Here is a 23,492-nt window from a genome sequence, read left to right as displayed (position 1 = left end):
CTTAAGCCCCTTGTTATAACCTGCAAAAGCAGGTTTTGTTTGTTTAGATGCGGTTTCTAACTGCCCTTTTGGCTGCAATATTAGCCTAAATCGAAAAGCAAGATTTCGCCGCCGATGTTGGTGCTAATTTCTAGCTGTTCTTCGCCGTTGATTTGCACTCCATCGCCTGCTCTGAGTTCCTCGCCATTCAAGTTAACTATACCTTGGGCTATTTGTAACCAGGCATAGCGACCAGGTTTGACTTGATAATTAACAACATCACCTTCTTCTAAAACAGATGTATATAAATCAACATCTTGGTAAATTGTCACAGCACCATCGCGCCCATCCCTAGCAGCAATTAAGCGGAGTTTGCCGCGCTTTTCTTCTAGAGGAAAAGTTTTTTGTTCATATCTTGGTGTCAATCCTTGTTGCTCAGGAAGAATCCAGATTTGCAGTAAGTGTAGTGGTTCAGTTGGCGAAGGATTAAATTCGCTGTGGCTGATTCCAGTACCAGCACTCATAATCTGTACATCACCGGGATGAATTATCGAGCCAGTACCCAAGCTGTCTTTATGCTCTACTGCACCTTCTAAGACGTATGTGAGGATTTCCATGTCGCGATGACCGTGGGTAGGGAATCCAGCACCAGGGGTCCCGCGATCGTCGTTAATCACCCGCAGAGAGCGAAATCCCATCCGGTTAGGATCGTAAAAACTACCGAAGGAAAATGTGTGATAACTATCGAGCCAGCCTGTTTGAACGTGACCACGGGAATTGCGATCGTGAATTAAGTGGGTAATCGTATTTTGAGACATAAATTTACCTCGTTGTTAATGAATATTTAGTTAGGAGTCGGTCAATTTTTGATTTTAGATTTTTCCTTCAATTGCCGAAGATATTTTTTAATTTTTCAACCTTGTTTTGAACTATTTCAATAGTAAAGCATGTACATATAAAATGAAAAGTACGCACTTAAAAGTGGCGTACTTACCAAAAAGATACTGTGAGATTTTAATTTAAATCAGTCGTGCTAGTAGGGTGTGTTATGCCGGAGGCTAAGACACCTTTAATGGTCGCTCGTGCTGTACTTTTAGCAATTACACATTATATATAGCAATCCTATCTAAGTTGTGGAAAATTATTTTGCTTAACGAACCCAAAGGACGCATTCGCGCAGCGTCTCGTAGAGAAGGACGCAAAGTGTAGAATGAGAAAATTTTACAAATTATTTAGGAGTGCTATATCAATTCTGGATCAAGATGTCCTATGAAATGGTGCGTTGAGCTAAAGCCGTAACGCACCCTACTACTAATGAGTTAGAAAGCGGATCTCTCAGAAGTGCTTATATTACACCAGCAGGTATCTTTTGAGTTTTAGTAGTATCCGCTTTGCCATTCTCTGCCTTAATTTCTGCTACTTGGAGATGAGCTTCTAAGAACCAGAGTCGTTTGTCAATGGTGCGGGAAATTTCAGTGTAAAGGTCTAACTGCGATGGTTTTCTATAGTATCGAATGTACCACCGAAAAGGCGATCGCGAATTACATCGTTTTGCAAAAAGTCATGGGGAAAACCCAGTTCGATTTTACTGACTTCATCTAACCGTTGTAGATGTTCTGGCGAGAGGCTGACATCTAAAGAAGCTAAGTTATCTTGAAACTGAGTTAACTTACGTGCGCCAATAATCGGAATAATCACGCCACTTTGAGCGCGTAACCAAGCTAACGCTACCTGTGAGGGTGTGTGTCCAATTTTGGCTGCAACTTCACTGACAACTTGAGCGATCGCTAAATTCTTTTCAGAAACCTCTCCCCCCAAACTCGCAACTCGCCCCTGTTCGTCGCCTTCTTGACTGGGTTTATTGTACTTCCCTGTTAGCACACCACCACCCAAGGGCGACCACGGGGTTACTGCTAAATCAAAGGCTTTGGCCATCGGTAGTAAGTCACGTTCTGGTGTTCGCTGAATTAAACTATACTCAATTTGCAGGGCGACAAACTGTGTCCATCCTTGGTATTGGGCGATGGTATTTGCTTGGGAAATGATCCAAGCAGGGGCGTCAGAAATACCGATGTAAAGTACCTTACCTTGACGCACTACATCATCAAGCGATCGCAATACTTCTTCAATTGGTGTTGTGAAATCCCAAGCGTGCAACCAGAACAAATCAATGTAATCGGTATTGAGCCGTTTTAGGCTAGCTTCTAAAGACTGAATTAAGTTCTTGCGATGGTTTCCACTAGCGTTAGGGTTGCCCGTCTTATCATTCATCTGCAAAGGAAAGGAATATTTTGTAGCAACTACAAAGCGTTCCCGTTCTTTAGCGATCAACTCACCGACAATTTTTTCACTGCTACCATTGGTATAACCGTTGGCGGTATCAATGAAATTGCCCCCTGCTTCTACATAGGCATCAAAGATTTTACGACTTTCGTCAACAGATGCACCCCAACCCCAATCTTCACCAAAAGTCATGGTTCCCAAGGAGAGTTCAGAGACTCTTAACCCGCTTTTGCCCAAGAGTTTGTATTTCATGAATATTTTCTGATTAATGAAAAAAACTATCGAATACCATCCCAAAAGCATGATAACTGCAAACCGGGGGTGATGTTTGAGGACAAGCCCTTCAGTCTATCTAAATGTAACCTCTTGCATTGTGAATGCGATCGCTTACATTGTGAATGCGATCGCTTACATTGTGAATGCGACGGCTTACATTGTGAATGTGATGGCTTACATTGTGAATGCGATGGCTTGCATTGTGAATGCGACGGCTTACATTGTGAATGTGATGGCTTACATTGTGAATGTGATGGCTTGCATTGTGAATGTGATGGCTTGCATTGTGAATGTGATGGCTTGCATTGTTAAAAGTAGACAAACTTCCGCCGTGCTGTAATAGTGTATAAGACTGACGCACTAATTCTCGAAACCTTATTCCTTCCTGTACTTTGCAACGGTAGTCGCTAGAATAAGCCAAAGTCCAAGTCAAAGTAAGACCTATGACCTATACCTCACCCAAACTATTTACCTTTGAGGAATTTATAGCCCAATATGGTGATAATACACGCTACGAACTAATCGATGGACAAATAAGAGACATGGAACCTACAGGGCCACACGAAGCTGTTGCTGGTAGTATTGCTGGTAGAATCTACGTCGAAATTTTTAGTTCTAATTTCAACTGGCTAATACCAAAAACTTGTCTGATAAAACCACCTGCTGCTGAAGCCACAGCGCTGCGTCCTGATGTAATTGTTTTAGATAAAGCCGAACTTAGTAAAGAACCGCTCTGGCAAAAAGAACCTATTATTTGTAACGGCAGTACAGTCAAGCTTGTTGCTGAAGTTGTAAGCACAAATTGGCAAGATGATTATGCAAGAAAAGTGGAAGAGTACGCTTTTCTTAATATTCCAGAATATTGGATTGTGGACTTTCGCGGCTTGGGTGGTTTGCAATTTATCGGCAATCCCAAACAACCCACATTTACGGTTTGTCAGTTAGTTAACGGTGTGTACCAGCAGGAACAATATCGTTTAGGGGATACTATTTCGTCTGAAATTTTGCCAAATTTACAACTGAAACTCGACGATATTATGCATATTTAACAAATCAAATTTTGTTTTGGCTGAGGTGAATCGGATTACTTAGCACTGCTTCGGTGAGACTAGTACAGCGCCACGGTTTTCTAAGCTAGAATACCAAAGTTGTATTTAAACACATCTGACAAGTCACTTGTCAAAGAACCGTTATTTTGATGAATTACTACGTAATCTACGACGGGAATTGTAATCTCTGCGTTACCTTAGTGCGATCGCTAGAATCCTTAGACCAAGGAAAGCTGTTTCGCTACGCTCCTATGCAAGATGAGCAGACACTTTTGCGATGGGGAATTACAACCCAAGACTGTGAACAGGGGGTGATTTTAATTGATGCCAACGAACCTGAAAGACGTTGGCAAGGTAGTAACGCCGCAGAAGAAATTGGGCGGTTATTGCCAGCAGGAAGTATATTTGTAGACGCTTATCGAGCCTTACCGGGGATGAAGTGGGCAGGCGATCGCTTTTACGAACAAATCCGCGATAACCGCTATGCACTCTTCGGTAAGCATTCTAATACTTATGAATCGTCATACTGTGTTGATGGTAGCTGTAAGCCTTAAGAGCGTACAGGTGAGGGTATTCCTAGTCTGAGGCAGGAAGCAGTTCTTGTTGGGAGCAGGGAAATGTGTTGGCTCTGAGACAAGTACATATTATTTATCGTCGCACTTTCCGCTCAGAATAAATATTTTTCCCTTAAGCATAAATACATTTATTAGCTCGTAATCCCTGAATGGTAGGGAATTCCAGCATCTTTCTTCCCCTGCCGCCTGCCCCCTGCTCCCCTGCCTCTTTGGTCATTAGACAGAATTTTTTTGGTAAAAAATCCGCCTCCAGGTGCTAGTAAAAAGTCAGGTAGACCAACCATTATGCTATCTGGCGTGTTTGTAAACATTGTACAATCAATGACATTTGCGATCGCCACCGGAAAGGGCGGGTACGCCATCGCGTCACAATTCGACACAACAAACTGAACTGATGGGAGGATACTGCGTGAGAATTGGTGCTAACTACTTGGGTAACGGAGAGTGTGAGTTTACAGTTTGGTCTCCACTATTAGATAGCGTCACTGTAAAAATTTTGACGCCAGAACCGCAGTTAATTCCCCTCAAGCCTCAGTCTGAGGGATACTGGCAGATAAAAGTGAACGATGTGTATCCAGGCACGCTTTATCAGTATGTCTTGAATGGCCAAGATACCTTTGCTGATCCGGCATCGCAGTATCAACCTGAAGGGGTACATGGGCCGTCTCAAATTGTCGATCAACACTTTGAGTGGACTGATGAAGGGTGGACTGGCGTTCCTGTGGAGTCGCTGATTTTCTATGAACTTCACGTTGGCACATTCACGCCTGAAGGAAATTTCACCGCCATTATTCCCCGCTTACCGGAACTGAGGGAATTGGGAATTAACGCCATTGAAATCATGCCCATCTCCCAGTTTCCGGGAGACACCCATGTTGAAGCTTCTTTGACATATCGCAACTGGGGCTATGATGGCGTTTACCCTTTTACTGTCCAAAATTCCTACGGTAGCCCAGCTGAACTTAAGCAACTGGTAAATGCTTGCCACCAAAACGATATCGCCGTAGTGCTGGATGTGGTTTATAACCACTTTGGCCCAGAAGGTAATTATATGGCGCAGTTCGCGCCCTACTTTACTAAAACCTATAAAACGCCGTGGGGCGATGCGCTGAATTTTGACGATGCCCATAGTCAGGGTGTGCGAAACTATTTTATTCAAAATGCGCTTTACTGGTTGGGTGAGTTTCACATTGATGCATTGCGGCTGGATGCCACTCAAGCAATTTATGACTTGGGAGCCAAGCACTTTTTATGGGAACTGGCAGAAGCTGTTCATCATTTTTCACAACAAGGGCAAAAATGGAAACGCCATTTAATTGCCGAAAGTGATATGAATAATCCGCAAATAATTCGTCCGGTGGAATTAGGTGGATATGGACTTGATGCTCAGTGGAGTGATGATTTCCACCATGCATTACACGCACTTTTAACAGGCGATCGCCAAGGATATTATCAAGATTTTGGGCAAACTGCTCAGTTGGCGAAAGCTTATGAAGATACTTTTATCTACGATTGGAAATACGCACCACACCGTAAGCGATTTCATGGCGTATCTTGCCGCGATCGCCCTTTATCACAATTTTCTGTCTGCATTCAGAATCACGATCAAATCGGCAATCAAATGAAAGGAGAACGCCTCACCCAGCGGATCTCTTTTGAAGGATTAAAGTTAGCCGCCGGCGCTGTGCTGCTGTCGCCCAACTTACCCCTGTTGTTCATGGGAGAGGAATACGGAGAAACAGCACCCTTCATTTACTTTGTCAGTCACTCCGATCCTGATTTAATTCAATTAGTTCGAGCCGGACGTAAACAAGAATTTGAAGCATTTCACTACGCAGATGATCCCCCAGATCCGGAATCGGCAGAAACTTTCATAAAATCTAAACTCAATTGGCAATTACGCAATGAAGGTAAGCACAAAGTTCTGTGGAATTGGTATCGCCACTTAATTAATTTACGCAAGACGCATCCAGCCCTTTTGAATCAAGACCGCAATTTTATCCAAGCGACTAGCAATAAAGAGAAGGAGTTGGTTATCGTGCGTCGTTGGTGCGAATCAACTGAACTAATATTTGTGATGAATTTCAATTCGTCGGCAGTGACAGTGGCTCTGCCATTTGAGCAAAATGCTCATAAGCTATTAGACTCAGCAGATACCTCATGGTCTGGGACTGGTTCTGAAGCCACTGAACATCTGTCTGTGGGCCAAGAAGTGAAAATAAAAGCTACTAGTATAGTCCTGTATGAAAGGGAATGAGGGGGAGAGTTAGAATTTAAAGTTTCAGCCTCATAACCTCAAGTTTCAAGCTAAAAGGCTTAACGTTCGAGCTAAAAGGCTTAACGTTCGAGCTAAAAGGCTTAACGTTCAAGCTAAAAGGCTTAATGTTCAAGCTAAAAGGCTTAATGTTCAAGCTAAAAGGCTTAATGTTCAAGCTAAAAGGCTTAATGTTCAAGCTAAAAGGCTTAACGTTCGAGCTAAAAGGCTTAACGTTCGAGCCAAAAGGCTTAACGTTCGAGCCAAAAGGCTTAACATTCCTGCAAGTAATATCATGTCCGCTAAATTACCCATAAAAAAAGAACCCCACCCCCAACCCCTTCCCGCTTGCAGCTACGGTGTATACACAAGTCGAATTACCCCCCTTAATCCCCCCTTGGAAAGGGAGGAAACAAGAGAATCTCATCCCCTCCCCTTGTAAAGGGGAGGGTTAGGGTGGGGTAATTCGAGGACTGGTAGTGATTCGATAACTTGTGTATACACCGTAGGCTTGCGGGGAGGGGAGACAAAGCACAGCTTTGGCGGGGTGTGGGGTTGTTCGGGTTTAATAAGCAATCAAGCGAACATGATATAAGCTCCTCATCCCCCTCACTCCCCACTCCCTACTTCTCTACCTTTCACTAGAAACAACAAACTTATGCGAATTCCTACCGCAACTTATCGAATTCAGTTTACACCTGAGTTTGGCTTTGACAACGCTAAAGCGATCGCAGCTTATCTGGCAGATTTAGGTATTTCTGATTTATATGCCTCCCCCATTTTCAAGGCACGATCCGGGAGTACACATGGCTACGATATAGTAGATGCCAATCAACTCAATCCAGAACTGGGAACTAATGAGTCCTTCGATGCATTAGTTGGCGAAGTCCAATCCCTTGGTATGGGCTGGTTACAAGATATTGTGCCAAACCACATGGCTTATACCAGCGAAAACGCTTACTTGATGGATGTATTAGAATACGGGCCAGATTCCAGCTATACCGACTACTTCGACCTTTCTTGGAATGCTCCGTTTGGCGATCGCCAAGAGCGAATCCTAGCGCCGCTACTGGGAGATTTCTACGGTGTATCCTTGGAAAACGGAGACATTAAACTAGAATATGAAGAAAACGGTTTAACTGTAAACTATTACAGCTTGAAACTGCCCTTGCGGTTAGAGTCTTACACAAAATTTATCACTCAGAATCTGGGTAAACTCACGCGCACACTCGGACGCAATCACCCCGATTTTATTAAGCTATTGGGGATTCTATATATTGTCAAAAGTGTGCCCTCAGAGGTTGCGGGAAAACAGCGACAAGACCAAATTGCATTTATTAAAGGATTGGTTTGGGAACTCTACACCACAAACGATACTATCCGCGAGTTCATTGACGAAAATATTCAAACTTTCAACGGAGAACCAGGCAATTCAGAAAGCTTTAACCTCCTAGATGATTTACTGAATGACCAGTTTTACCGTCTCGCCTTCTGGAAAGTTGGGGCGGAAGAAATGAACTACCGCCGTTTCTTTACTGTCAATGAACTGATTTCCGTTAAAGTTGAAGAAGTGCGAGTTTTTAATAATACTCATAGTCTAATTCAAAAGCTAGTTGAGGAGGGCGCATTTACAGGTTTAAGAATTGACCATATTGATGGACTTTATAACCCAATCCAGTACCTCGAAAGGCTGCGGGAAAAGACAGGTGATGTTTACATCACGGTGGAGAAGATTCTAGAACTCACCGAAGAGTTGCCCGAAAATTGGGAAATTGAAGGGACATCTGGATATGACTTTTTGAACTATGTAAATGGCATATTTTGTCAAACGGAAAATAAATCGAAGTTCGATAAAATATACCAGAACTTTATCGGCTCCAGAGTAGATTATGCATCGGTGGTGAAGGATAAAAAGCACCTGATCCTGGAAAAGAATTTAGCAGGAGACATTGACAATTTGGCTCTCTTGTTAAAGAATATTTCCAGCAAATATCGCTATGGCAATGATTTTACACTGAATGGACTCAAAAGAGCGATCGCCGAAGTTTTAACACAGTTCCCGATTTACCGAACATATATTACGCCCGATGGAATTGGGGATAGCGATCGCGCTACTATTCAAGAAGTAATTGACCAAGCCAAAGAACAAACGCCCCTCTTATATCATGAATTGAACTTTATTGAAAAGTTAATGCTGCTAGAGTTTGATAATTCTCTTACTCAAACAGAACGCGAACAGTGGATATATTTTGTCTTGCGGATGCAGCAATACAGCGGGCCTTTGATGGCAAAAGGCGTAGAAGACACCACATTATATGTTTACAATCGCTTGCTTTCGCTGAATGAAGTTGGAGGTAATCCTGGTCATTTTGGGATTTCAGTAGCCAAATTTCATACCTTTAACGAACAGCACCAAGCAACCTGGCCTCATACAATGAACACCACAGCCACCCACGACACCAAACGCGGCGAAGATGTGCGCGCCAGGTTGAATGTCCTCTCAGAAATCCCCGATGAGTGGGAACAGCAGGTAAATAATTGGAGCGTCATGAATCAAGGATATCGTAGCGAGGGCTTCACCAACCCCTACGGTGTACGTCACGGGTTTGCTATGCCCGATCGCAACGATGAGTATTTTATCTATCAAACCTTAGTAGGGGCGTTTCCCTTTGCAGAAGATGAATATGCATCTTTCATGGAACGGGTGAAAGACTATATAATTAAGGCAATTAGAGAAGCGAAAGTCCACACAGCATGGTTGCGACCTGATAGTAGGTATGAAGAAGCTTGTACCTCCTTTATTGACAAGGTACTCGACCCTTCGATCTCCGGGGAATTTCTAGAAGCCTTTCGTCCCTTTCAACAGCGAATTGCAGACTATGGTATATTCAATTCCCTTTCCCAAACTCTGCTGAAGATTACCGTACCCGGCGTACCCGACTTTTACCAGGGAACGGAACTTTGGGAACTAAGCCTAGTCGATCCAGACAATCGTCGTCCCGTGGATTTTGAACAGCGACGTACTTACTTAAGCGCCATCCGCGAACAAGTAAAAACAGACATTCTCGGACTAATTCAGGAGTTGCTGAACGACAAAACAGACGGCAGAATCAAGCTATTTTTAACGGCTCAATTACTCCAAGCCAGAACAAACTATGTTTCATTATTCCAGGACGGTGACTATTTGCCATTAGAAGTTCAGGGAACCTACGCCAATCACATTATCGCCTTTGCGCGGCGGGAAGGGAATCAAACAGTGATCGCGATCGCGCCTCGCTTTTTAACTAGCCTCATCCAGCCTGGAGACAACCCCTTGGGCGAGTCAGTTTGGCAAGATACGCACCTGCAATTACCCTCTGGAACTCCCCTCACCTGGAAAAACGTCTTAACTCAGCAACCTTTGGAGGTTACAGAAACATTATCTATCGCAGCAGCCCTTACCCATTTTCCAGTTGCTCTGTTAGTTAGTAGTGCTGAGTAAAACAGGACTTACGCACTGAAACACCTGAAGCCTCGATTCCCCACTCCCCACGCCGTCGCTCATGGGGAGTCACTGCGTTGGGAAGCGGGCATGGAAACCTCCAGACGTTCGCGGACTCGTTGGCAAAAGCCTCTATAGAGTTGAGGCTGCGCTATGGCGATATCGTCTGACCCCACTTGACACTAATTCGCTCAAGTCGCCACCACCTACACGGCTGGCTCCTCTACTTGCAGAAACCCCAGTTAAGGCAGTGGCTCCCCTTCTCACATTAGCCACAGCCTAACGCCTGCCGTAGGATGCCCGAACCCGAACAGCGTCTCCTGTCTTGAGAAGGGCTGTAGGAAGAAGACCGCGCCCACCCCCCTTAAAAGGCGGGGAATCTATTCTGCCTAAGTCCGAAAAAATGAATCTGTCTCGCCCAAAAAAAACGCCGTAAAACCTCTGTGTTACAACCATTTGTGCAGCGTGTCGCTTAGGATAAGTTCAGATGTCTGACGAGAAACCGCTTCGCATCAACGGCAAAAGCTGCCGCTCATACTTCTCTCTGCGTTAAAAAATCCGAACTCTTCAACACCCTGTCAAATTGAAATATTATGACCACTTCATCTTCTATCCAAACTCCAGCGTTTACCACCACGCAGATTGATACCGTGCGGGCCCATATCAAAAAAACCTGGAAAACCTTAACGCGATCGCACGAACACTTATTACAATCTGCAAATGATACTAAGCTAGAGCACAAAAAAGATACTTGTTGGATTATCTACATTTCCCCCTTAGAAGATTCTCCCAATATTCAAAGTGTGTTGGAGCGATCGCTATCTCCCAAAAATATGGAATGCCTGGAAATTCGCACTTTGCCAAGTGAAATAGAGGCGATTAGAGATCACGGATTGTTGTACCTACCAGGGCCTTATGTCGTACCAGGTGGTCGTTTTAATGAAATGTATGGCTGGGACAGCTACTTTATATTACTGGGACTTTTGCACGATGGAGAATTAGAACTAGCGCAAAGCCAGGTAGACCAACTGCTGTACCAGGTGCAGAATTACGGTATCATCCTCAATTCCAACCGGACTTATATGCTGTCGCGATCGCAGCCTCCTGTCCTCAGCATGATGGTTTTGGCATTATTCCAGCACACCCAAGATGAGGAATGGTTGAGGGCAACCGTACCCTTGTTAGAGCAATTTTACTATTACTGGGTAGTTCCGCCCCATTTGAATGCTGCAACCGGCTTATCTAGATTTTATGCCTTTGGGGAAGGACCCGCGCCAGAAGTTGTGTTCTCCGAGCGGGATGAGCAGGGGAAAAGCCACTATGATCGCGTCAAGGAGTACTATAAAACTTTTGAAGTTGAGGATTATGACGTTAGTCTTTATTACAACCAGGAAACTGACCAACTGACCAACCTATTTTACAAAAGCGATCGCACCATGCGCGAGTCTGGTTTTGATATCACCAACCGATTTGGCCCTTTCAGTGCTGATATCCTCCACTACGCTCCTGTGTGCCTCAACAGTTTGCTGTATCAGGTTGAACAAGACATGGCGCAAATTAAGCATATTCTGGGGAACGAACAATTGGAACAAAAATGGAGCAATCGCGCAGATATCCGCCGCGATCGCATCGATCAGTTTCTCTGGGATGAAGAACAGGGACTATATCTGGATTATCACTTCCAGAGTGGAAAACGCCGCCGCTACGAATTTGCTACCACCTTCTATCCCTTGTGGCTGGGAATTGCTTCGCCAACCCAAGCTAAACGTGTTGTGGAAAATCTCTCTTTGTTTGAAGCCCCAGGCGGAATTTTTACCAGTACTCATGTCACCGGAAACCAGTGGGATGCCCCCTTTGGCTGGGCACCATTGACGTTAATTGCCGTCCAGGGACTTCACCGCTATGGGTATCATACAGAAGGCGATCGCATTGCCAACAAATTTTTAGCGATGGTAATTAAAGAATTCGAGCGTCACAACACCATAGTCGAGAAATATGATGTTGAACGCTGTTCTGCCAACGTTTCCGACGAAATCTGCTTTGGATATAGTTCTAACGAAGTTGGCTTCGGCTGGACAAATGGAGTCATTCTAGAACTTTTAGCAGCCTGTGGGAAAAAAGTTTAAATAAAAAGGCGTGAGGAAAAAACTCACGCCCTTATTTTATTTATTACACTTGACTCTATATGGATTATGTATAGTTGAATGAAATTTGAATGGGACAAAAATAAAAACCAGCAAAATATCCAGAAACATGGCATTAGTTTTGAAGAAGCTACAGAAATATTTGACGGTATTGTTTTCACCTTAATTGATGAACGCTACGACTATGAAGAAATTCGATAAATTAGTATTGGCTCAATCCAAGGCGTTGTAATTATTACCGTCGTCCATACAGACAGAAATGGCAAAATTCGATTAATCTCTGCCCGAAAAGCCACCCCCAAAGAAAGGATAACCTACTATGAGTATCTCGCCCAATCGACTTAAAGAACTCCAAAATATCCCTGATACAGCGATTGATACTTCAGATATTCCTGAATTATATCAGCAATTTTGGGAAACAGCTAAAATGGTAAAACCTGTTAGCCAAGAAGACACATTAATTCAACTAGATCAAGATATTCTGGATTGGTTTAAAAGCAAAGGAAAAGGCTACCAATCTCTAATTAACTCCGCTCTCCGCTCTTATATTGAGCAGAATTCATCGCTATAACGCCTTACCTTACTAGCTCGTACCAAATCATGAGGAATAATCACAATGGTTCAATCACCCCCAAAAGTTCTCACAGTTGATGAATTTATTAGCCACTACAATGAGTGCGATCGCTATGAATTAATTGATGGTGAATTAATTGAGATGGAACCAACCGGGCCACACGAGCAAGTATCTGCGTTGATCGGGCTAAAATTGAATGTAGAAATTGACCGTCACGATTTTATTTTTCTCTGCTACCCCGGATTTGCGAGGGGATACCATTGTTTCCTATTCATATCAATTTTTTAAAATATAACAATACGGATGACACCACAAGACGCACGACAATACGCACCAGCAACTCAGCGCAATAGCAAACCAATTATAGAAGTACTTTTACAAGTGTTGCCGGAGAGTGGCACGATATTGGAAATAGCAAGTGGTACTGGCGAACATGCAGTATTTTTTGCCCCCAAGCTCAGTCCTCGTTCGTGGCTGCCAACAGATGCAAATCCCCAGTTACGAGCCAGCATTACTGCATGGGCTGAACACTTTGGCTGTTATAATCTTTATCCACCGCTTGAGCTTGATGTCAGAGAACCAGTTTGGGCAGTCGAGAATCCTGCATTTGATTGGCTAAATAGGGAGCCAATTGTCGCTATTGTCAACATCAATATGATTCACATTTCACCGTGGTCAGCCTGTCTAGGACTAATGGCAGGGGCAGGTCGGATCTTACCAGCAGGAGGTATCCTCTATTTATATGGGCCTTTTAAACAAGGTGGAGAACATACAGCAGCGAGTAATGCAGCTTTTGACAAATCTTTACGCGCCCAAAACCCAGAGTGGGGTGTACGTAACTTGGATGATGTTGTAGCAGTAGCTAGCGCCCAAAATCTTACCTTGAAACAGACTTACCAAATGCCAGCAAATAATCTTTCAGTAGTGTTTGAACGTTCTGCTAATTAATAATTCTTAGACCAGTCCACTAATATATGTTGAAAATCATATTTTTAATTGCAACTATAGTTCTACTTAATGATTAGTAAACAACGATATCCCCGACTTCTTAGAAAAGTTTGGGATTTGAGTATTGCGATTTTCATAAATAAAATAGGATTGCTATATAACGCTCTTTTTTACCATGAATAGAGAATATTAAAAACCTTATTTATCCAGCTTTGAAAAAGATTTAAGGTCAGCATCTTATTTTTATATTTTCAGAGATATAAAACACCGATAAATAAGTAGTGCGGGCACCTTGCCCGCTGCTACAATATGGGAGCATCTTGCTCCCACTACTTTTAAAAACTATGGTTTTCAAAATAGTCCCTTTTGAAATCCGGGTAGTACGGGCATCTTGTCCGCTACTATCAGCAGAGATTTTTATATTCAGCACCTAATTATTATCATCTTTACGCTTATTGTAAGGTTCACCTGTAAAAGGTTGTACGCCTGTAGCAGGATAAGCGTCATCATTAGGCCCAAAAATCCGCATTGCAGCTTCAGAAATATACTTGGTTATGTTCGCAATGATGTTGGAAATAGCCATGATATTTGACTCCTTATTTTCGAGTCGCTATATAAGTGATACATATTACTCTAATGCTGATATTCTTAGGTGGCTCATGCTCTCAATATATTGAGATTATATGCAATGTTTATTCAGATAACTTCGCAATACTTTAGCTTGTCATAAAACCAAATTTTTCTCATTAATTCTAATTGTAAATTAGCCATTTTTTCAACCCCAGTCCGGGAAAGAAGCTCGGAAACAAACTTGCCTTACAGGATATTATTTCTTTTCATTAGCCGCCTTGTCCAATTAATATTATTGCTATTTATTACTATTAAAAAATATTAAGTATTTTCTGAAGCTAGTATTAATTTAACTGTAAATCTACTCTTATACAGCAATCTCTGAAATAGATTCGCCAGGAGTTGACATTATTTATGGTAGATATTACCATAAATAAAAGAAGCATCTTGTAAGGAAGCTCTTGGATGACAACTTTGGCAGATTTGGACTATGTATATAAACAGCAAAGCCAGCAGAACCAGGAACTAAACCTCTCTGGGGATGACTATAGCTTACTGACCGACCTTTACCAGTTGACGATGGCAGCTTGTTACACAGGCGAAGGTATAGAACAACGACGGGCAAGCTTTGAATTGTCTGTAAGACGTTTGCCAGAGGGTTTTGGTTATTTAATTGCAATGGGGCTGACGCAGGCATTGGAATATTTGGCCAAAATCCGCTTTAGTCCGTCGCAAATTGCAGCATTACAGGCGACGGGAATTTTCGCTCATGCTAGCGATCGCTTTTGGTCACTTTTAGCTGAGGGAAAGTTTACGGGTGATGTTTGGGCAGTACCAGAAGGGACGGCCGTCTTTGCCAATCAGCCACTGTTGCGGGTGGAAGCACCCCTTTGGCAAGCGCAACTAGTGGAAACTTACCTCTTGAATACGATTAATTACCAGACTTTGATTGCCACAAAGGCAGCACGGGTGCGGGATGTAGGGGGAGAGTCAGTAACACTTTTAGAATTTGGGACAAGACGAGCATTTAGTCCGCAAGGGTCTTTGTGGGCGGCGCGGGCGGCGTTGGCAGGTGGGTTAGATTCCACTTCCAATGTGTTAGCAGCGCTACAACTGGGACAACAGCCAAGTGGTACGATGGCACACGCCCTGGTGATGGCGTTGTCAGCAATAGAAGGCACTGAAGAACAAGCTTTTAGTGCATTTCATCGATATTTTCCGGGTGCGCCATTGCTGATTGATACCTACGATACCGTTGCTGCTGCCCAGCGCTTGGCCCAAAAAGTAAATTCTGGGGAAATGCAATTAACAGGAGTGAGATTGGACTCAGGAGATTTAGTTACCTTATCAAAAGAGGTGCGATCGCTCCTTCCTGGTGTGCCAATTTTTGCTAGTGGTGACTTGGATGAGTGGGAAATTGCCAGGTTAAAAGCCGCTGGGGCCCAAATTGATGGTTACGGACTGGGAACGCGACTAGTTACAGGTTCGCCTGTAAATGGAGTCTATAAACTTGTAGACATTGATGGCATCTCAGTGATGAAGCAGTCGAGTGGTAAGGTTACTTATCCAGGGCGCAAGCAGATTTTTCGCTCGTTTACGGGAGGTAAGGTAAAAGCAGATAGGTTGGGACTCTTAGGTGAAAGTCCTCTGGATGAAGAATCTTTGTTGCAGTTGGTAGTGCAAAAAGGTGAACGGGTGCAACCACTGGAGTCGTTGGCAACAATTCGTCAGCGTACTGCCGCCTCAGTTGCTAGTTTGCCACAACAGACACGGCGTTTGGATCATCCTGTGGCGGTGCCGGTGGAGATTTCTGAAGGGTTACGGGTGTTGACTGAAGAAACTAAAAAACGAACCGCAAAGGACGCAAAGGACACAAAGTAAGATGATGAGAATTGCTTTGTTTGGAACGAGTGCCGATCCACCAACTGCTGGACATGAAGAAATTCTGAGTTGGTTGTCTGAGCGTTATGATTGGGTAGCGGTTTGGGCAGCGGATAATCCATTTAAGTCCCATCAAACACCCTTAGAACATCGGGCAGCAATGCTGCAATTGTTGATTGCGAATATAGACGTGCCACGGCACAATATTGCTTTGGAACAAGAATTGAGTAGCTTCAGAACACTGGAAACAGTGGAAAAAGCAAAGGTGACTTGGGGTGAAGACGCTGAATTGACGTTGATCATTGGTTCAGATTTACTCAGTCAGCTACCACGTTGGTATCGGGTTGAAGATTTGTTACAGGAAGTGCAACTACTGATCGTGCCGCGACCGGGATATGCAATAGATGAGTCTAGTTCAGAGGTAGTGCAAAAGCTGGGAGGGAAAATTGCGATCGCTAGTCTGACCGGTCTAGATGTTTCCTCAACAGCGTACCGCGAACATGGAGATTCTAAAGCCCTCACAGCCCCTGTAGTTGCCTATATTAATCGAGAGCATTTGTACGAATGCCAGGACGTTCCCAAAAAAAGATACCAACTTCGCTAAACCAACAACCTTTGGCCGATTTCAAGGTTGGTGTTGATAATGTAATTTTTTCTGTAGATACTGCACAAAATCGGCTGTTAGTTTTACTAGTAATGCGACAGCAGGAACCATTTTTAAATCATTGGAGTCTTCCCGGTACTTTAGTGCGTCGAGGAGAGTCTTTAGAAGATGCCGCCTATCGCATTATGGCGGAGAAAATTAAGGTAAACAATCTCTACTTAGAACAACTGTATACATTTGGAGGGCCAAATCGCGATCCACGGGAAGCAACCGATAGTTATGGTGTGCGTTATCTATCAGTTAGTTACTTTGCCCTAGTGCGATTTGAAGAAGCCGAATTGATTGCCGATCGCATGACTGGCATAGCTTGGTATCCGGTAAAACAAGTGCCGCAATTAGCTTTTGACCATAATAAAATTCTGGCTTATGGACACAGGCGGTTGCGAAATAAATTAGAGTATAGCCCGGTGGCTTTTGAAGTATTGCCAGAAATGTTTACCTTGAATGATTTATATCAGTTATACGCCACAGTTTTAGGTGACAACTTTTCCGATTATTCTAATTTTCGGGCGCGTCTACTCAAGTTAGGTTTTTTATGCGATACCGGAATTAAGGTATCACGAGGTGCTGGTCGTCCGGCTAGTTTGTATAAGTTTGACGCCAAAGCTTTTGCTCCCTTAAAGGATAAACCTTTGGTGTTTATTTAACCAATCTCTACCCCAAGTCCAAAGTAATTAATTTTGACTCTGCCTATTTGGGATTTTAGATTTTAGATTTTAGATTTCTCCTTCAATCCAAAATTCAAAATCTAAAATTGAATGACTCCTAACTCCTAACTAACCAAAAATGAAGATTGCGATCGCTCAAATTAATCCGACAATTGGTGATTTGCTTTTGAATGCCCAAAAAATTTTGGAGGCGGCACAACGAGCAGCATCTAGCGGTGTACGTTTGTTGTTGACACCAGAACTTTCTTTGTGTGGCTATCCACCAAGGGATTTATTGCTAAATCCTAGTTTTGTGGAAGCGATGGACATAACTTTGCAAAACTTGACCCAGGATTTACCACCAAATTTAGCTGTATTGGTAGGAACTGTTGAACAGAACCTAAAAGCGTCTATTACTGGTAGTAAAACTTTATTTAATAGCATGGCTTTGTTAGAGAATGGCAAGGTGAAGCAAGTTTTTCACAAGCGACTTTTGCCTACTTACGATGTATTTGACGAACATCGCTATTTTGAAGCAGGATTGCAAGCTAATTATTTCACTCTAGATAATATCCATATTGGCGTAACTATTTGCGAAGATTTATGGAATGATGAGGAATTTTGGGGCAAACGGAGTTATGCTGTAAATCCAATTGCTGACTTAGCAATTCTGGGTGTAGATTTGATTGTAAATTTATCTGCTTCCCCCTACACTGTCGGCAAGCAGCAGTTTCGCGAAACAATGCTTAGGTATAGTGCAGTCCGTTTTCAACAACCGATTATTTATGCTAATCAGGTTGGGGGAAATGATGACCTAATTTTTGATGGGCGTAGTTTTGCCTTGAATCGTCAAGGTGAAATTATCTGTCGCACCCGTGGCTTTGACACTGATTTAGTGGTAGTCGAATTTGACGAGGCGCAACGGGATTTGCAGTTAGGTTCTGTAGCACCTGCATATGAATCGGAAGATGAAGAAATTTGGCAAGCTTTGGTTTTGGGAGTGCGAGATTATGCTCGCAAGTGTCGCTTTTCTAAAGTAGTGTTGGGTTTAAGTGGCGGGATTGACTCTGCAATAGTAGCAGCGATCGCAACTGCTGCACTTGGTAAAGAAAATGTCCTTGGTGTTCTCATGCCTTCCCCTTATAGTTCCGAGCATTCCATTAGTGATGCTGTGGCATTAGCCGAAAATTTGGGGATTAAGACTAATCTTTTACCAATTGGGGAGTTAATGCAAGGCTTTGATCAAACATTAGGCGATTTGTTTGCAGGGACTGAGTTTGGACTGGCAGAAGAGAATATCCAGTCCCGAATTCGGGGTAATTTATTAATGGCGATCGCTAACAAATTTGGTTATCTCCTTTTATCTACCGGTAACAAGTCAGAAATGGCTGTCGGCTACTGTACTCTCTACGGCGATATGAATGGCGGGTTAGCAGTAATTGCAGATGTTCCCAAAACCCGTGTGTATTCACTTTGCAATTGGTTAAATCGCAATAATGAAATCATCCCGCAAAACGTCTTGACTAAACCACCCAGCGCTGAACTCAAACCAGGTCAAGTGGATCAAGACTCTCTACCGCCCTACGAAATTTTGGACGATATTTTGCAACGCCTGATTCACAACCACCAATCAGCAGCGCAAATTGTTACAGCAGGTCACGATCCGGTGATTGTAGACCGAGTAATCCAAATGGTGGCGCGGGCTGAGTTTAAACGGCGACAAGCACCGCCGGGATTGAAAATCACTGATCGCGCTTTTGGAACTGGTTGGCGAATGCCGATTGCTAGTAACTGGGTTGGTGTCAAAAATGCTTATCAGACTAAAACCACAGCTACACCTAACCTTAGTTTGTTGTGATGGACAAGATGCTCATCCGCAAATCAAGTAATTAGTTATCAAACCTGTCCCTGACTTGAACTTTTATTAAAGTCTGTCCTTCTCTGATGCGGAGAAGGACAGGTTTTGCATAGTAAAATCTTTTTTATTAGACTGATAACCCTCATTATTCTACTTTTGAACTTAAAGCTTGCACCTCAAAACACAAATTGTCGAGTTAAAAGGGCGTAAGTCTAGCTTATCGGAGACATTGCTCAACCTCTGAGCTTAATCAAAAGGTTATTTTTACTCATCTAAACGCTGTGCGATCGCATTCAGCAATGACTCAAACTCTGATTTGCTGTGAATATCAGGAGTGAGCGTGTTCATATCTTTAAGAATGTTCGCAAGTCGTGGTAAGTATTGGCGAATTTCTGCGTAAAGGTCGATATCCTCTCGAAAGCCGTCTAGATTTGCTGCGGATACCTTTTTTAAGGCAGCATCCAATTCCTGAACTTTGTTTTCCCAATATTCTACATACTTAAGCCTATCAATAGCGTCATAAATTTGGGCATCTGGTAAAACAATAGGGAAGATGCGATCGCCAAACTCTCCATTTTTAGCAATTTGCACTAGCTCAAACATACAATTGGGAGACTTTAAATATTTGTCACTAATAACTGCGATCGCACATTTGCCGCGTCCAATCCGTTCCATAAAGGCTTTAATTAGTCCTTTGTAGCCTAAATCGCGTTTGTCCCTGATGATTTTGATTTCTTTTGCCTGCAAAGTCTCATCGAGTTGATTGACAAATTGCTCACTTTCTCCACCCCAAGCATAAGAAATGAAAATTTCCTTCTCGAATTCCATTACTGATTGACTATTCATGATAGGTTTTTCTTCTTGACTGCTATCTTGTAGCCGATGTGTCAATGATTCATCTCGCTTTCGTTCCAGTTCGTTTTGCAACTGTGCAACCTTGGCGTTACTTTCCTCATCAGCTTCAGCCGATTGGAACATAACATCATCGATTAATCTACGGATATCTACCATTTCATAGCTGTTTTCGCATTGAATTTGGTAACGTTTAGCGTCTAAGCGTTTTTTGAGCTTGTCCAGAGAATAGGAATAAGGTGTGGGCAGATTTTCACAAGTCTGGCAATTACAAGGAACTAGGGTTTCATATTGCAGACGTTCATAAGAGTTGTGGATCTTTTCGAATTCATGAGTGATGACTGCCATCAATTCTTTTTTGTAGTTTCCGGCTAGACGGATTTTAATTTCCCGTTGATTGTAGTTTTCAATGATTTCAGCACGAGTTTGGTCTTTGTTGAGAACAACACCGTTTCTCCAAACGAGTTTTTGCTGTTCAATCCAAGGGTGCGTCTCGACAATAAAGCGGGTGAGGATGCCTTTGGGCATGAATGTATAGGTGTAGCGCAGGATAAGGTTGTTGCTCTTTTCCCAGGTAAAATCAGGTTTGTTGGCAGAGAGTAATTGAGGTGCAATATAAGTGCTGGAACGACTAGGTATTTTGTAGCACAGCTTAAATTTCATCATTAGCTGCAACAGTTCTGGTCGCATATAGGCATATTTGTCTTCATGCCAAATATTTGCTAAATCATCACGGTCAAATTGACCCAGGTTTTCAATGACTTGTGGATTATCTAACACTTTGTAAACGGCATCTGTACCCCAAGTTGGCTTGAGAATCACGGTTTTTCTTAACAAGTCATCGTCTTGAAAGTGTAGGCATACACCTAAATCATGCAGATAGCCACTGAGTTGGAGTTTGTTCTCCTCTTTAGTAAAACCATATTCTTGACAGATATTCAGATATTTTTCAAAGGTAATATATTCGTGGGAGTCACGTTCTAAAGCTTCCCGCACTTTGACCCAGGTTTTGGGGAGTTTTGTTCCTATATGGGGTAAGTTACTAATATAGTGCTGAACTGTATTCAAGATTTCTTGCATACCGCGATCAGTGGCAAGGTTTGTAGTAAGTGTTTCCTTAAAATTGGTGAATTCGCTCCGTAACTCCCGCTCATTTATTTCCCGTTTGCGCTCCTGCTTTTCATTTTTGATAATGAGTAAAGGACTATCATCACTCAACAATTTAACCACATTTAGCCAGTAGTAAAAATCTGTATCCTCTTTGCGAGTATCAGCAACTACGGCATAAAAAGAACGTTTGGTAAGAAAAAATTGGTGGGTAGCATGATAAATCTCTTGGCCACCAAAGTCCCAAATGTTGACCTGAAATTCTTTACCCTTGAACGGGAATTTCCATTGAATAACATTGATGCCTTCGGTAGAACTTTCATTCTGCTGGAGCTGATAGTTTGGGTCTTTAATTTTTTTAGCTAGCGTAGTTTTACCTGCACCAGCTTCTCCCACTATGAGTAACTTGGCTTCGTAGAGGAGATCGGTTTTTTGTTCTAGCAGCTGCCTACAAAAGTCAAGAATTGCTCTTAACCCTTTCGTGATAATTTCTGGTGGGGGTGATTCTAAAGGATTACTGCCCAGGCCGAGGGATTGCAGGTTAGTGAGTTGTCCAAATTCTGGTGGCAGACTGCTCAGTTGATTACTCCAGAGGTCGAGCGATCGCAGGTTGGTGAGTTGGACAATTTCTGGTGGCAGACTGCTCAGTTGATTACTCCAGAGGTCGAGCCATCGCAGGTTGGTGAGTTGGACAATTTCCGGTGGCAGACTGCTCAGTTGATTACTGCCGAGGTAGAGGGTGTGCAGGTTGGTGAGTTGGACAATTTCCGGTGGCAGACTGCTCAGTTGATTACTGCTGAGGTAGAGGGTGTGCAGGTTGGTGAGTTGGACAATTTCCGGTGGCAGACTGCTCAGTTGATTACTGCTGAGGTCGAGGGTGTACAGGTTGGTGAGTTGGACAATTTCCGGTGGCAGACTGCTCAGTTGATTACTCCAGAGGTCGAGCCATCGCAGGTTGGTGAGTTGGACAATTTCCGGTGGCAGACTGCTCAGTTGATTGTTGCCGAGGTAGAGTGATTGCAGGTTGGTGAGTTGGACTATTTCTGGTGGCAAAGTTGTTAAGCCTTTGCCAGAAAGGTTTAATCTTGTTACCTTGTCTCTGACAGCTTGTTCAATAATTTCCAGCAGTTCTTCGTTAGTCATTTCGGGTTTTACAGAGGCGATGCCTGACGACGATTTGCTGCTTGGACGCGCAGCAGAGAAATTGAGCTAATTAATAATGTAGCTTGTATCAAGGCAAGGATTGCATTCAGGCAATGTGCGTGCGTTAGCGTAGCTCGTCGTAGACATCGCAGACTCCAGATGACATCATATTTGAGGTTATAGTATAGTTTCAAACAACATCAATTTTAAAAATGATGTTTATACTTAGGAGTAAGTAAATGAAAGCAGGTGCATAATGAAACTACAAGATTTCTTGGGAAAAAATGAGAAATGGTCATTTGATGCGATCGCACAAGATGAAGAATTGTCTCGTCAGATTCAGATATTGTTAATCGGCTTAGATTTGCTAGAACCTCCAGCCGATGGGAAATTTGGCCCTGTTTCTGTGATATCTCTCAAAAAATTTCAAGAATTAACAAAGACTGGAGAGAGTGACTTTTTAGGAGCAGTCACAGCCAAGAAACTGATTGAAACCAAAATAGATGATCTTCCTAAACCCCCCTTAAAACTTGGTAATGATATTGCCAGCAGGATTGTAAAATACTTGCACTCTAAAGGTTATCAGGTATTTACCAATCTAAAAGAATACAACATTGTTTATGTAGAGGGTATAGATGCAGACTGGAAGCTCAACAGTGATACACCCAATCAATTTAATGATCGCCGGATTGTCATTGAAGTAGTAAATGGCGTTCCCAAAATCGTAGATCACTGGGAAGCTACTACAGAACCAGGGAAGTACTACACTTATAATCCGATGAATCCCAAAGGAGCAGCTAGGATTCAATTTGGACAATACAAAGCTTGGGCTGTTGGTACCCACGGCACAGCAGAGCCTCATGAAGCATTAGTGCAAGTTGGAGATATAACTGTTTGTAGAGATTTCAACAAAGATTTTAAACGGACTGGCGACAAACTTGATACAGGTAATGATTTTTATGTGAATCAACACTACGGCTTTGATTTTCCCCGGAATGATATTCGCCTTGCTAGCGCGGGTTGTTTAGTGGGACGTACCCGTGAGGGACATAGAGAGTTTATGGCGATTGTTAAACAAGACCGTCGTTATGTCGCTAATCACAAATATACTTTTTACACTACCGTGATTGCTGGGGATGATTTACTCAAAAAGTTTCCAGGATGAAGTAATGGGTAATCAGGAGCGGTTGTCGTCGTGATGCAATGT

At 42.9% G+C, this 23,492-nt stretch carries 20 protein-coding genes and 4 pseudogenes; 17 read left to right on the top strand and 7 right to left on the bottom strand.

The genetic code is table 11. From position 1 onward, the window contains the following. Nucleotides 1-80 precede the first annotated feature (80 nt). From V7K21_RS16795 to V7K21_RS16785, 3 genes and pseudogenes are all read right to left on the bottom strand, one after another. Nucleotides 81-797: a pirin family protein gene (locus V7K21_RS16795; RefSeq protein WP_335176081.1), complete on the bottom strand. Its 717-nt coding sequence runs from the start codon at nt 795-797 to the stop codon at nt 81-83. 527 nt (nt 798-1,324) lie between these two features. Continuing rightward, a pseudogene (locus V7K21_RS16790) lies at nt 1,325-1,465 on the bottom strand (DNA starvation/stationary phase protection protein Dps); the annotation flags it as partial. Continuing rightward, entirely contained in the window at nt 1,465-2,514 is a 1,050-nt protein-coding gene (locus V7K21_RS16785; protein ID WP_335176079.1) for an aldo/keto reductase, read from the bottom strand. The pseudogene V7K21_RS16790 and the gene V7K21_RS16785, both read right to left, overlap by 1 nt. A gap of 76 nt (nt 2,515-2,590) precedes the next feature. On the opposite strand from V7K21_RS16785, the gene V7K21_RS16780 reads away from it, so the two are divergent. The 3 genes from V7K21_RS16780 (at nt 2,591) to V7K21_RS16770 (ending at nt 4,141) form a co-directional block, all read left to right on the top strand. Then, the gene (locus tag V7K21_RS16780) at nt 2,591-2,878 is read left to right on the top strand and encodes a hypothetical protein (protein WP_335176077.1); all 288 of its coding nucleotides are present in this window, start codon (nt 2,591-2,593) and stop codon (nt 2,876-2,878) included. A gap of 103 nt (nt 2,879-2,981) precedes the next feature. Continuing rightward, nucleotides 2,982-3,587, top strand: a complete 606-nt coding sequence (locus V7K21_RS16775) for a Uma2 family endonuclease (protein WP_335176075.1) — start codon at nt 2,982-2,984, stop codon at nt 3,585-3,587. Nucleotides 3,588-3,736: 149 nt separating this feature from the next. Then, a complete protein-coding gene (locus V7K21_RS16770) occupies nt 3,737-4,141 on the top strand; it encodes a thiol-disulfide oxidoreductase DCC family protein (protein ID WP_335176073.1) in 405 nt (134 codons plus the stop codon). Between the two features lie 152 nt (nt 4,142-4,293). On the opposite strand, the gene V7K21_RS16765 is transcribed toward V7K21_RS16770, so the two are convergent. Then, complete coding sequence (locus tag V7K21_RS16765; RefSeq protein WP_335176071.1) at nt 4,294-4,524, bottom strand: hypothetical protein; 231 nt, start codon at nt 4,522-4,524, stop codon at nt 4,294-4,296. 32 nt (nt 4,525-4,556) lie between these two features. Here V7K21_RS16765 and treZ point away from each other — a divergent pair, with 32 nt between their 5' ends. The 9 genes and pseudogenes from treZ to V7K21_RS16725 all read left to right on the top strand — a co-directional run bounded on the left by treZ (nt 4,557) and on the right by V7K21_RS16725 (nt 13,563). Then, nucleotides 4,557-6,419, top strand: a complete 1,863-nt coding sequence (gene treZ / locus V7K21_RS16760) for a malto-oligosyltrehalose trehalohydrolase (protein ID WP_442948897.1) — start codon at nt 4,557-4,559, stop codon at nt 6,417-6,419. Between the two features lie 97 nt (nt 6,420-6,516). Further along, nucleotides 6,517-6,858 (top strand): annotated as a pseudogene (locus tag V7K21_RS30785) (hypothetical protein); the annotation flags it as partial. A gap of 216 nt (nt 6,859-7,074) precedes the next feature. Continuing rightward, nucleotides 7,075-9,897, top strand: a complete 2,823-nt coding sequence (gene treY / locus V7K21_RS16755) for a malto-oligosyltrehalose synthase (RefSeq protein ID WP_335176068.1) — start codon at nt 7,075-7,077, stop codon at nt 9,895-9,897. A 61-nt stretch (nt 9,898-9,958) separates the two neighbouring features. Next, nucleotides 9,959-10,180 (top strand): hypothetical protein, encoded by a 222-nt coding sequence (locus V7K21_RS16750; RefSeq protein ID WP_335176066.1) that lies wholly within the window; start codon nt 9,959-9,961, stop codon nt 10,178-10,180. A 310-nt stretch (nt 10,181-10,490) separates the two neighbouring features. Next, nucleotides 10,491-12,023 carry a trehalase family glycosidase gene (locus V7K21_RS16745; protein ID WP_335176064.1) on the top strand — a complete coding sequence of 511 codons (1,533 nt, stop codon included), beginning with the start codon at nt 10,491-10,493 and terminating at the stop codon, nt 12,021-12,023. Between the two features lie 78 nt (nt 12,024-12,101). Then, a pseudogene (locus V7K21_RS16740) lies at nt 12,102-12,386 on the top strand (BrnT family toxin). Continuing rightward, the gene (locus V7K21_RS16735; protein WP_335176062.1) at nt 12,361-12,612 is read left to right on the top strand and encodes a BrnA antitoxin family protein; all 252 of its coding nucleotides are present in this window, start codon (nt 12,361-12,363) and stop codon (nt 12,610-12,612) included. The pseudogene V7K21_RS16740 and the gene V7K21_RS16735 overlap by 26 nt, the downstream one beginning before the upstream one ends. A gap of 45 nt (nt 12,613-12,657) precedes the next feature. Continuing rightward, a pseudogene (locus V7K21_RS16730) lies at nt 12,658-12,834 on the top strand (Uma2 family endonuclease); the annotation flags it as partial. An 84-nt stretch (nt 12,835-12,918) separates the two neighbouring features. After that, entirely contained in the window at nt 12,919-13,563 is a 645-nt protein-coding gene (locus V7K21_RS16725; RefSeq protein WP_335176060.1) for a DUF938 domain-containing protein, read from the top strand. A gap of 430 nt (nt 13,564-13,993) precedes the next feature. Here the strand turns inward: V7K21_RS16725 and V7K21_RS16720 are convergent, their stop codons facing one another. Beyond that, nucleotides 13,994-14,146, bottom strand: coding sequence for a hypothetical protein (locus V7K21_RS16720; protein ID WP_335176058.1), 153 nt, complete (start codon nt 14,144-14,146; stop codon nt 13,994-13,996). A 452-nt stretch (nt 14,147-14,598) separates the two neighbouring features. Between V7K21_RS16720 and V7K21_RS16715 the strand changes: the two genes are divergently transcribed. The 4 genes from V7K21_RS16715 to V7K21_RS16700 all read left to right on the top strand — a co-directional run bounded on the left by V7K21_RS16715 (nt 14,599) and on the right by V7K21_RS16700 (nt 19,183). After that, entirely contained in the window at nt 14,599-16,014 is a 1,416-nt protein-coding gene (locus V7K21_RS16715; RefSeq protein ID WP_335176057.1) for a nicotinate phosphoribosyltransferase, read from the top strand. Between the two features lie 4 nt (nt 16,015-16,018). Next, nucleotides 16,019-16,618, top strand: coding sequence for a nicotinate-nucleotide adenylyltransferase (locus V7K21_RS16710; RefSeq protein ID WP_335176139.1), 600 nt, complete (start codon nt 16,019-16,021; stop codon nt 16,616-16,618). After that, entirely contained in the window at nt 16,579-17,325 is a 747-nt protein-coding gene (locus tag V7K21_RS16705; protein WP_335176055.1) for an NUDIX hydrolase, read from the top strand. Before V7K21_RS16710 ends, V7K21_RS16705 begins: the two co-directional genes overlap by 40 nt. A gap of 139 nt (nt 17,326-17,464) precedes the next feature. Further along, the gene (locus V7K21_RS16700) at nt 17,465-19,183 is read left to right on the top strand and encodes an NAD+ synthase (RefSeq protein ID WP_335176053.1); all 1,719 of its coding nucleotides are present in this window, start codon (nt 17,465-17,467) and stop codon (nt 19,181-19,183) included. A 264-nt stretch (nt 19,184-19,447) separates the two neighbouring features. Here V7K21_RS16700 and V7K21_RS16695 read toward each other — a convergent pair whose 3' ends face one another. Together V7K21_RS16695 and V7K21_RS16690 are read right to left on the bottom strand one after the other, a co-directional pair. Continuing rightward, the gene (locus V7K21_RS16695) at nt 19,448-22,285 is read right to left on the bottom strand and encodes a COR domain-containing protein (protein WP_335176051.1); all 2,838 of its coding nucleotides are present in this window, start codon (nt 22,283-22,285) and stop codon (nt 19,448-19,450) included. Nucleotides 22,286-22,293: 8 nt separating this feature from the next. Further along, entirely contained in the window at nt 22,294-22,479 is a 186-nt protein-coding gene (locus tag V7K21_RS16690; RefSeq protein ID WP_335176050.1) for a hypothetical protein, read from the bottom strand. A gap of 62 nt (nt 22,480-22,541) precedes the next feature. Between V7K21_RS16690 and V7K21_RS16685 the strand changes: the two genes are divergently transcribed. Next, nucleotides 22,542-23,450: a peptidoglycan-binding domain-containing protein gene (locus V7K21_RS16685; RefSeq protein ID WP_335176048.1), complete on the top strand. Its 909-nt coding sequence runs from the start codon at nt 22,542-22,544 to the stop codon at nt 23,448-23,450. Nucleotides 23,451-23,492 lie beyond the last annotated feature (42 nt).

Origin of the sequence: Nostoc sp., from assembly GCF_036919595.1 — a bacterium.
In the GTDB taxonomy this organism is placed as follows: Bacteria; Cyanobacteriota; Cyanobacteriia; order Cyanobacteriales; family Nostocaceae; genus Nostoc.
Note: the sequence above shows the minus strand (reverse complement) of the source record. Positions and strands in the feature narration are given on the sequence as shown.

Coding starts and splice junctions, on each gene's coding strand:
- V7K21_RS16795 (WP_335176081.1), bottom strand. CDS start 797: ATGTCTCAAAATACGATTACCCACTTAATTCACGATCGCAATTCCCGT.
- V7K21_RS16715 (WP_335176057.1), top strand. CDS start 14,599: ATGACAACTTTGGCAGATTTGGACTATGTATATAAACAGCAAAGCCAG.
- V7K21_RS16765 (WP_335176071.1), bottom strand. CDS start 4,524: ATGGCGTACCCGCCCTTTCCGGTGGCGATCGCAAATGTCATTGATTGT.
- V7K21_RS16770 (WP_335176073.1), top strand. CDS start 3,737: ATGAATTACTACGTAATCTACGACGGGAATTGTAATCTCTGCGTTACC.
- V7K21_RS16700 (WP_335176053.1), top strand. CDS start 17,465: ATGAAGATTGCGATCGCTCAAATTAATCCGACAATTGGTGATTTGCTT.
- V7K21_RS16685 (WP_335176048.1), top strand. CDS start 22,542: ATGAAACTACAAGATTTCTTGGGAAAAAATGAGAAATGGTCATTTGAT.
- V7K21_RS16735 (WP_335176062.1), top strand. CDS start 12,361: ATGAGTATCTCGCCCAATCGACTTAAAGAACTCCAAAATATCCCTGAT.
- V7K21_RS16725 (WP_335176060.1), top strand. CDS start 12,919: ATGACACCACAAGACGCACGACAATACGCACCAGCAACTCAGCGCAAT.
- V7K21_RS16695 (WP_335176051.1), bottom strand. CDS start 22,285: ATGACTAACGAAGAACTGCTGGAAATTATTGAACAAGCTGTCAGAGAC.
- treY (WP_335176068.1), top strand. CDS start 7,075: ATGCGAATTCCTACCGCAACTTATCGAATTCAGTTTACACCTGAGTTT.
- V7K21_RS16710 (WP_335176139.1), top strand. CDS start 16,019: ATGAGAATTGCTTTGTTTGGAACGAGTGCCGATCCACCAACTGCTGGA.
- V7K21_RS16745 (WP_335176064.1), top strand. CDS start 10,491: ATGACCACTTCATCTTCTATCCAAACTCCAGCGTTTACCACCACGCAG.
- V7K21_RS16705 (WP_335176055.1), top strand. CDS start 16,579: ATGCCAGGACGTTCCCAAAAAAAGATACCAACTTCGCTAAACCAACAA.
- treZ (WP_442948897.1), top strand. CDS start 4,557: ATGGGAGGATACTGCGTGAGAATTGGTGCTAACTACTTGGGTAACGGA.
- V7K21_RS16785 (WP_335176079.1), bottom strand. CDS start 2,514: ATGAAATACAAACTCTTGGGCAAAAGCGGGTTAAGAGTCTCTGAACTC.
- V7K21_RS16775 (WP_335176075.1), top strand. CDS start 2,982: ATGACCTATACCTCACCCAAACTATTTACCTTTGAGGAATTTATAGCC.
- V7K21_RS16720 (WP_335176058.1), bottom strand. CDS start 14,146: ATGGCTATTTCCAACATCATTGCGAACATAACCAAGTATATTTCTGAA.
- V7K21_RS16750 (WP_335176066.1), top strand. CDS start 9,959: ATGGGGAGTCACTGCGTTGGGAAGCGGGCATGGAAACCTCCAGACGTT.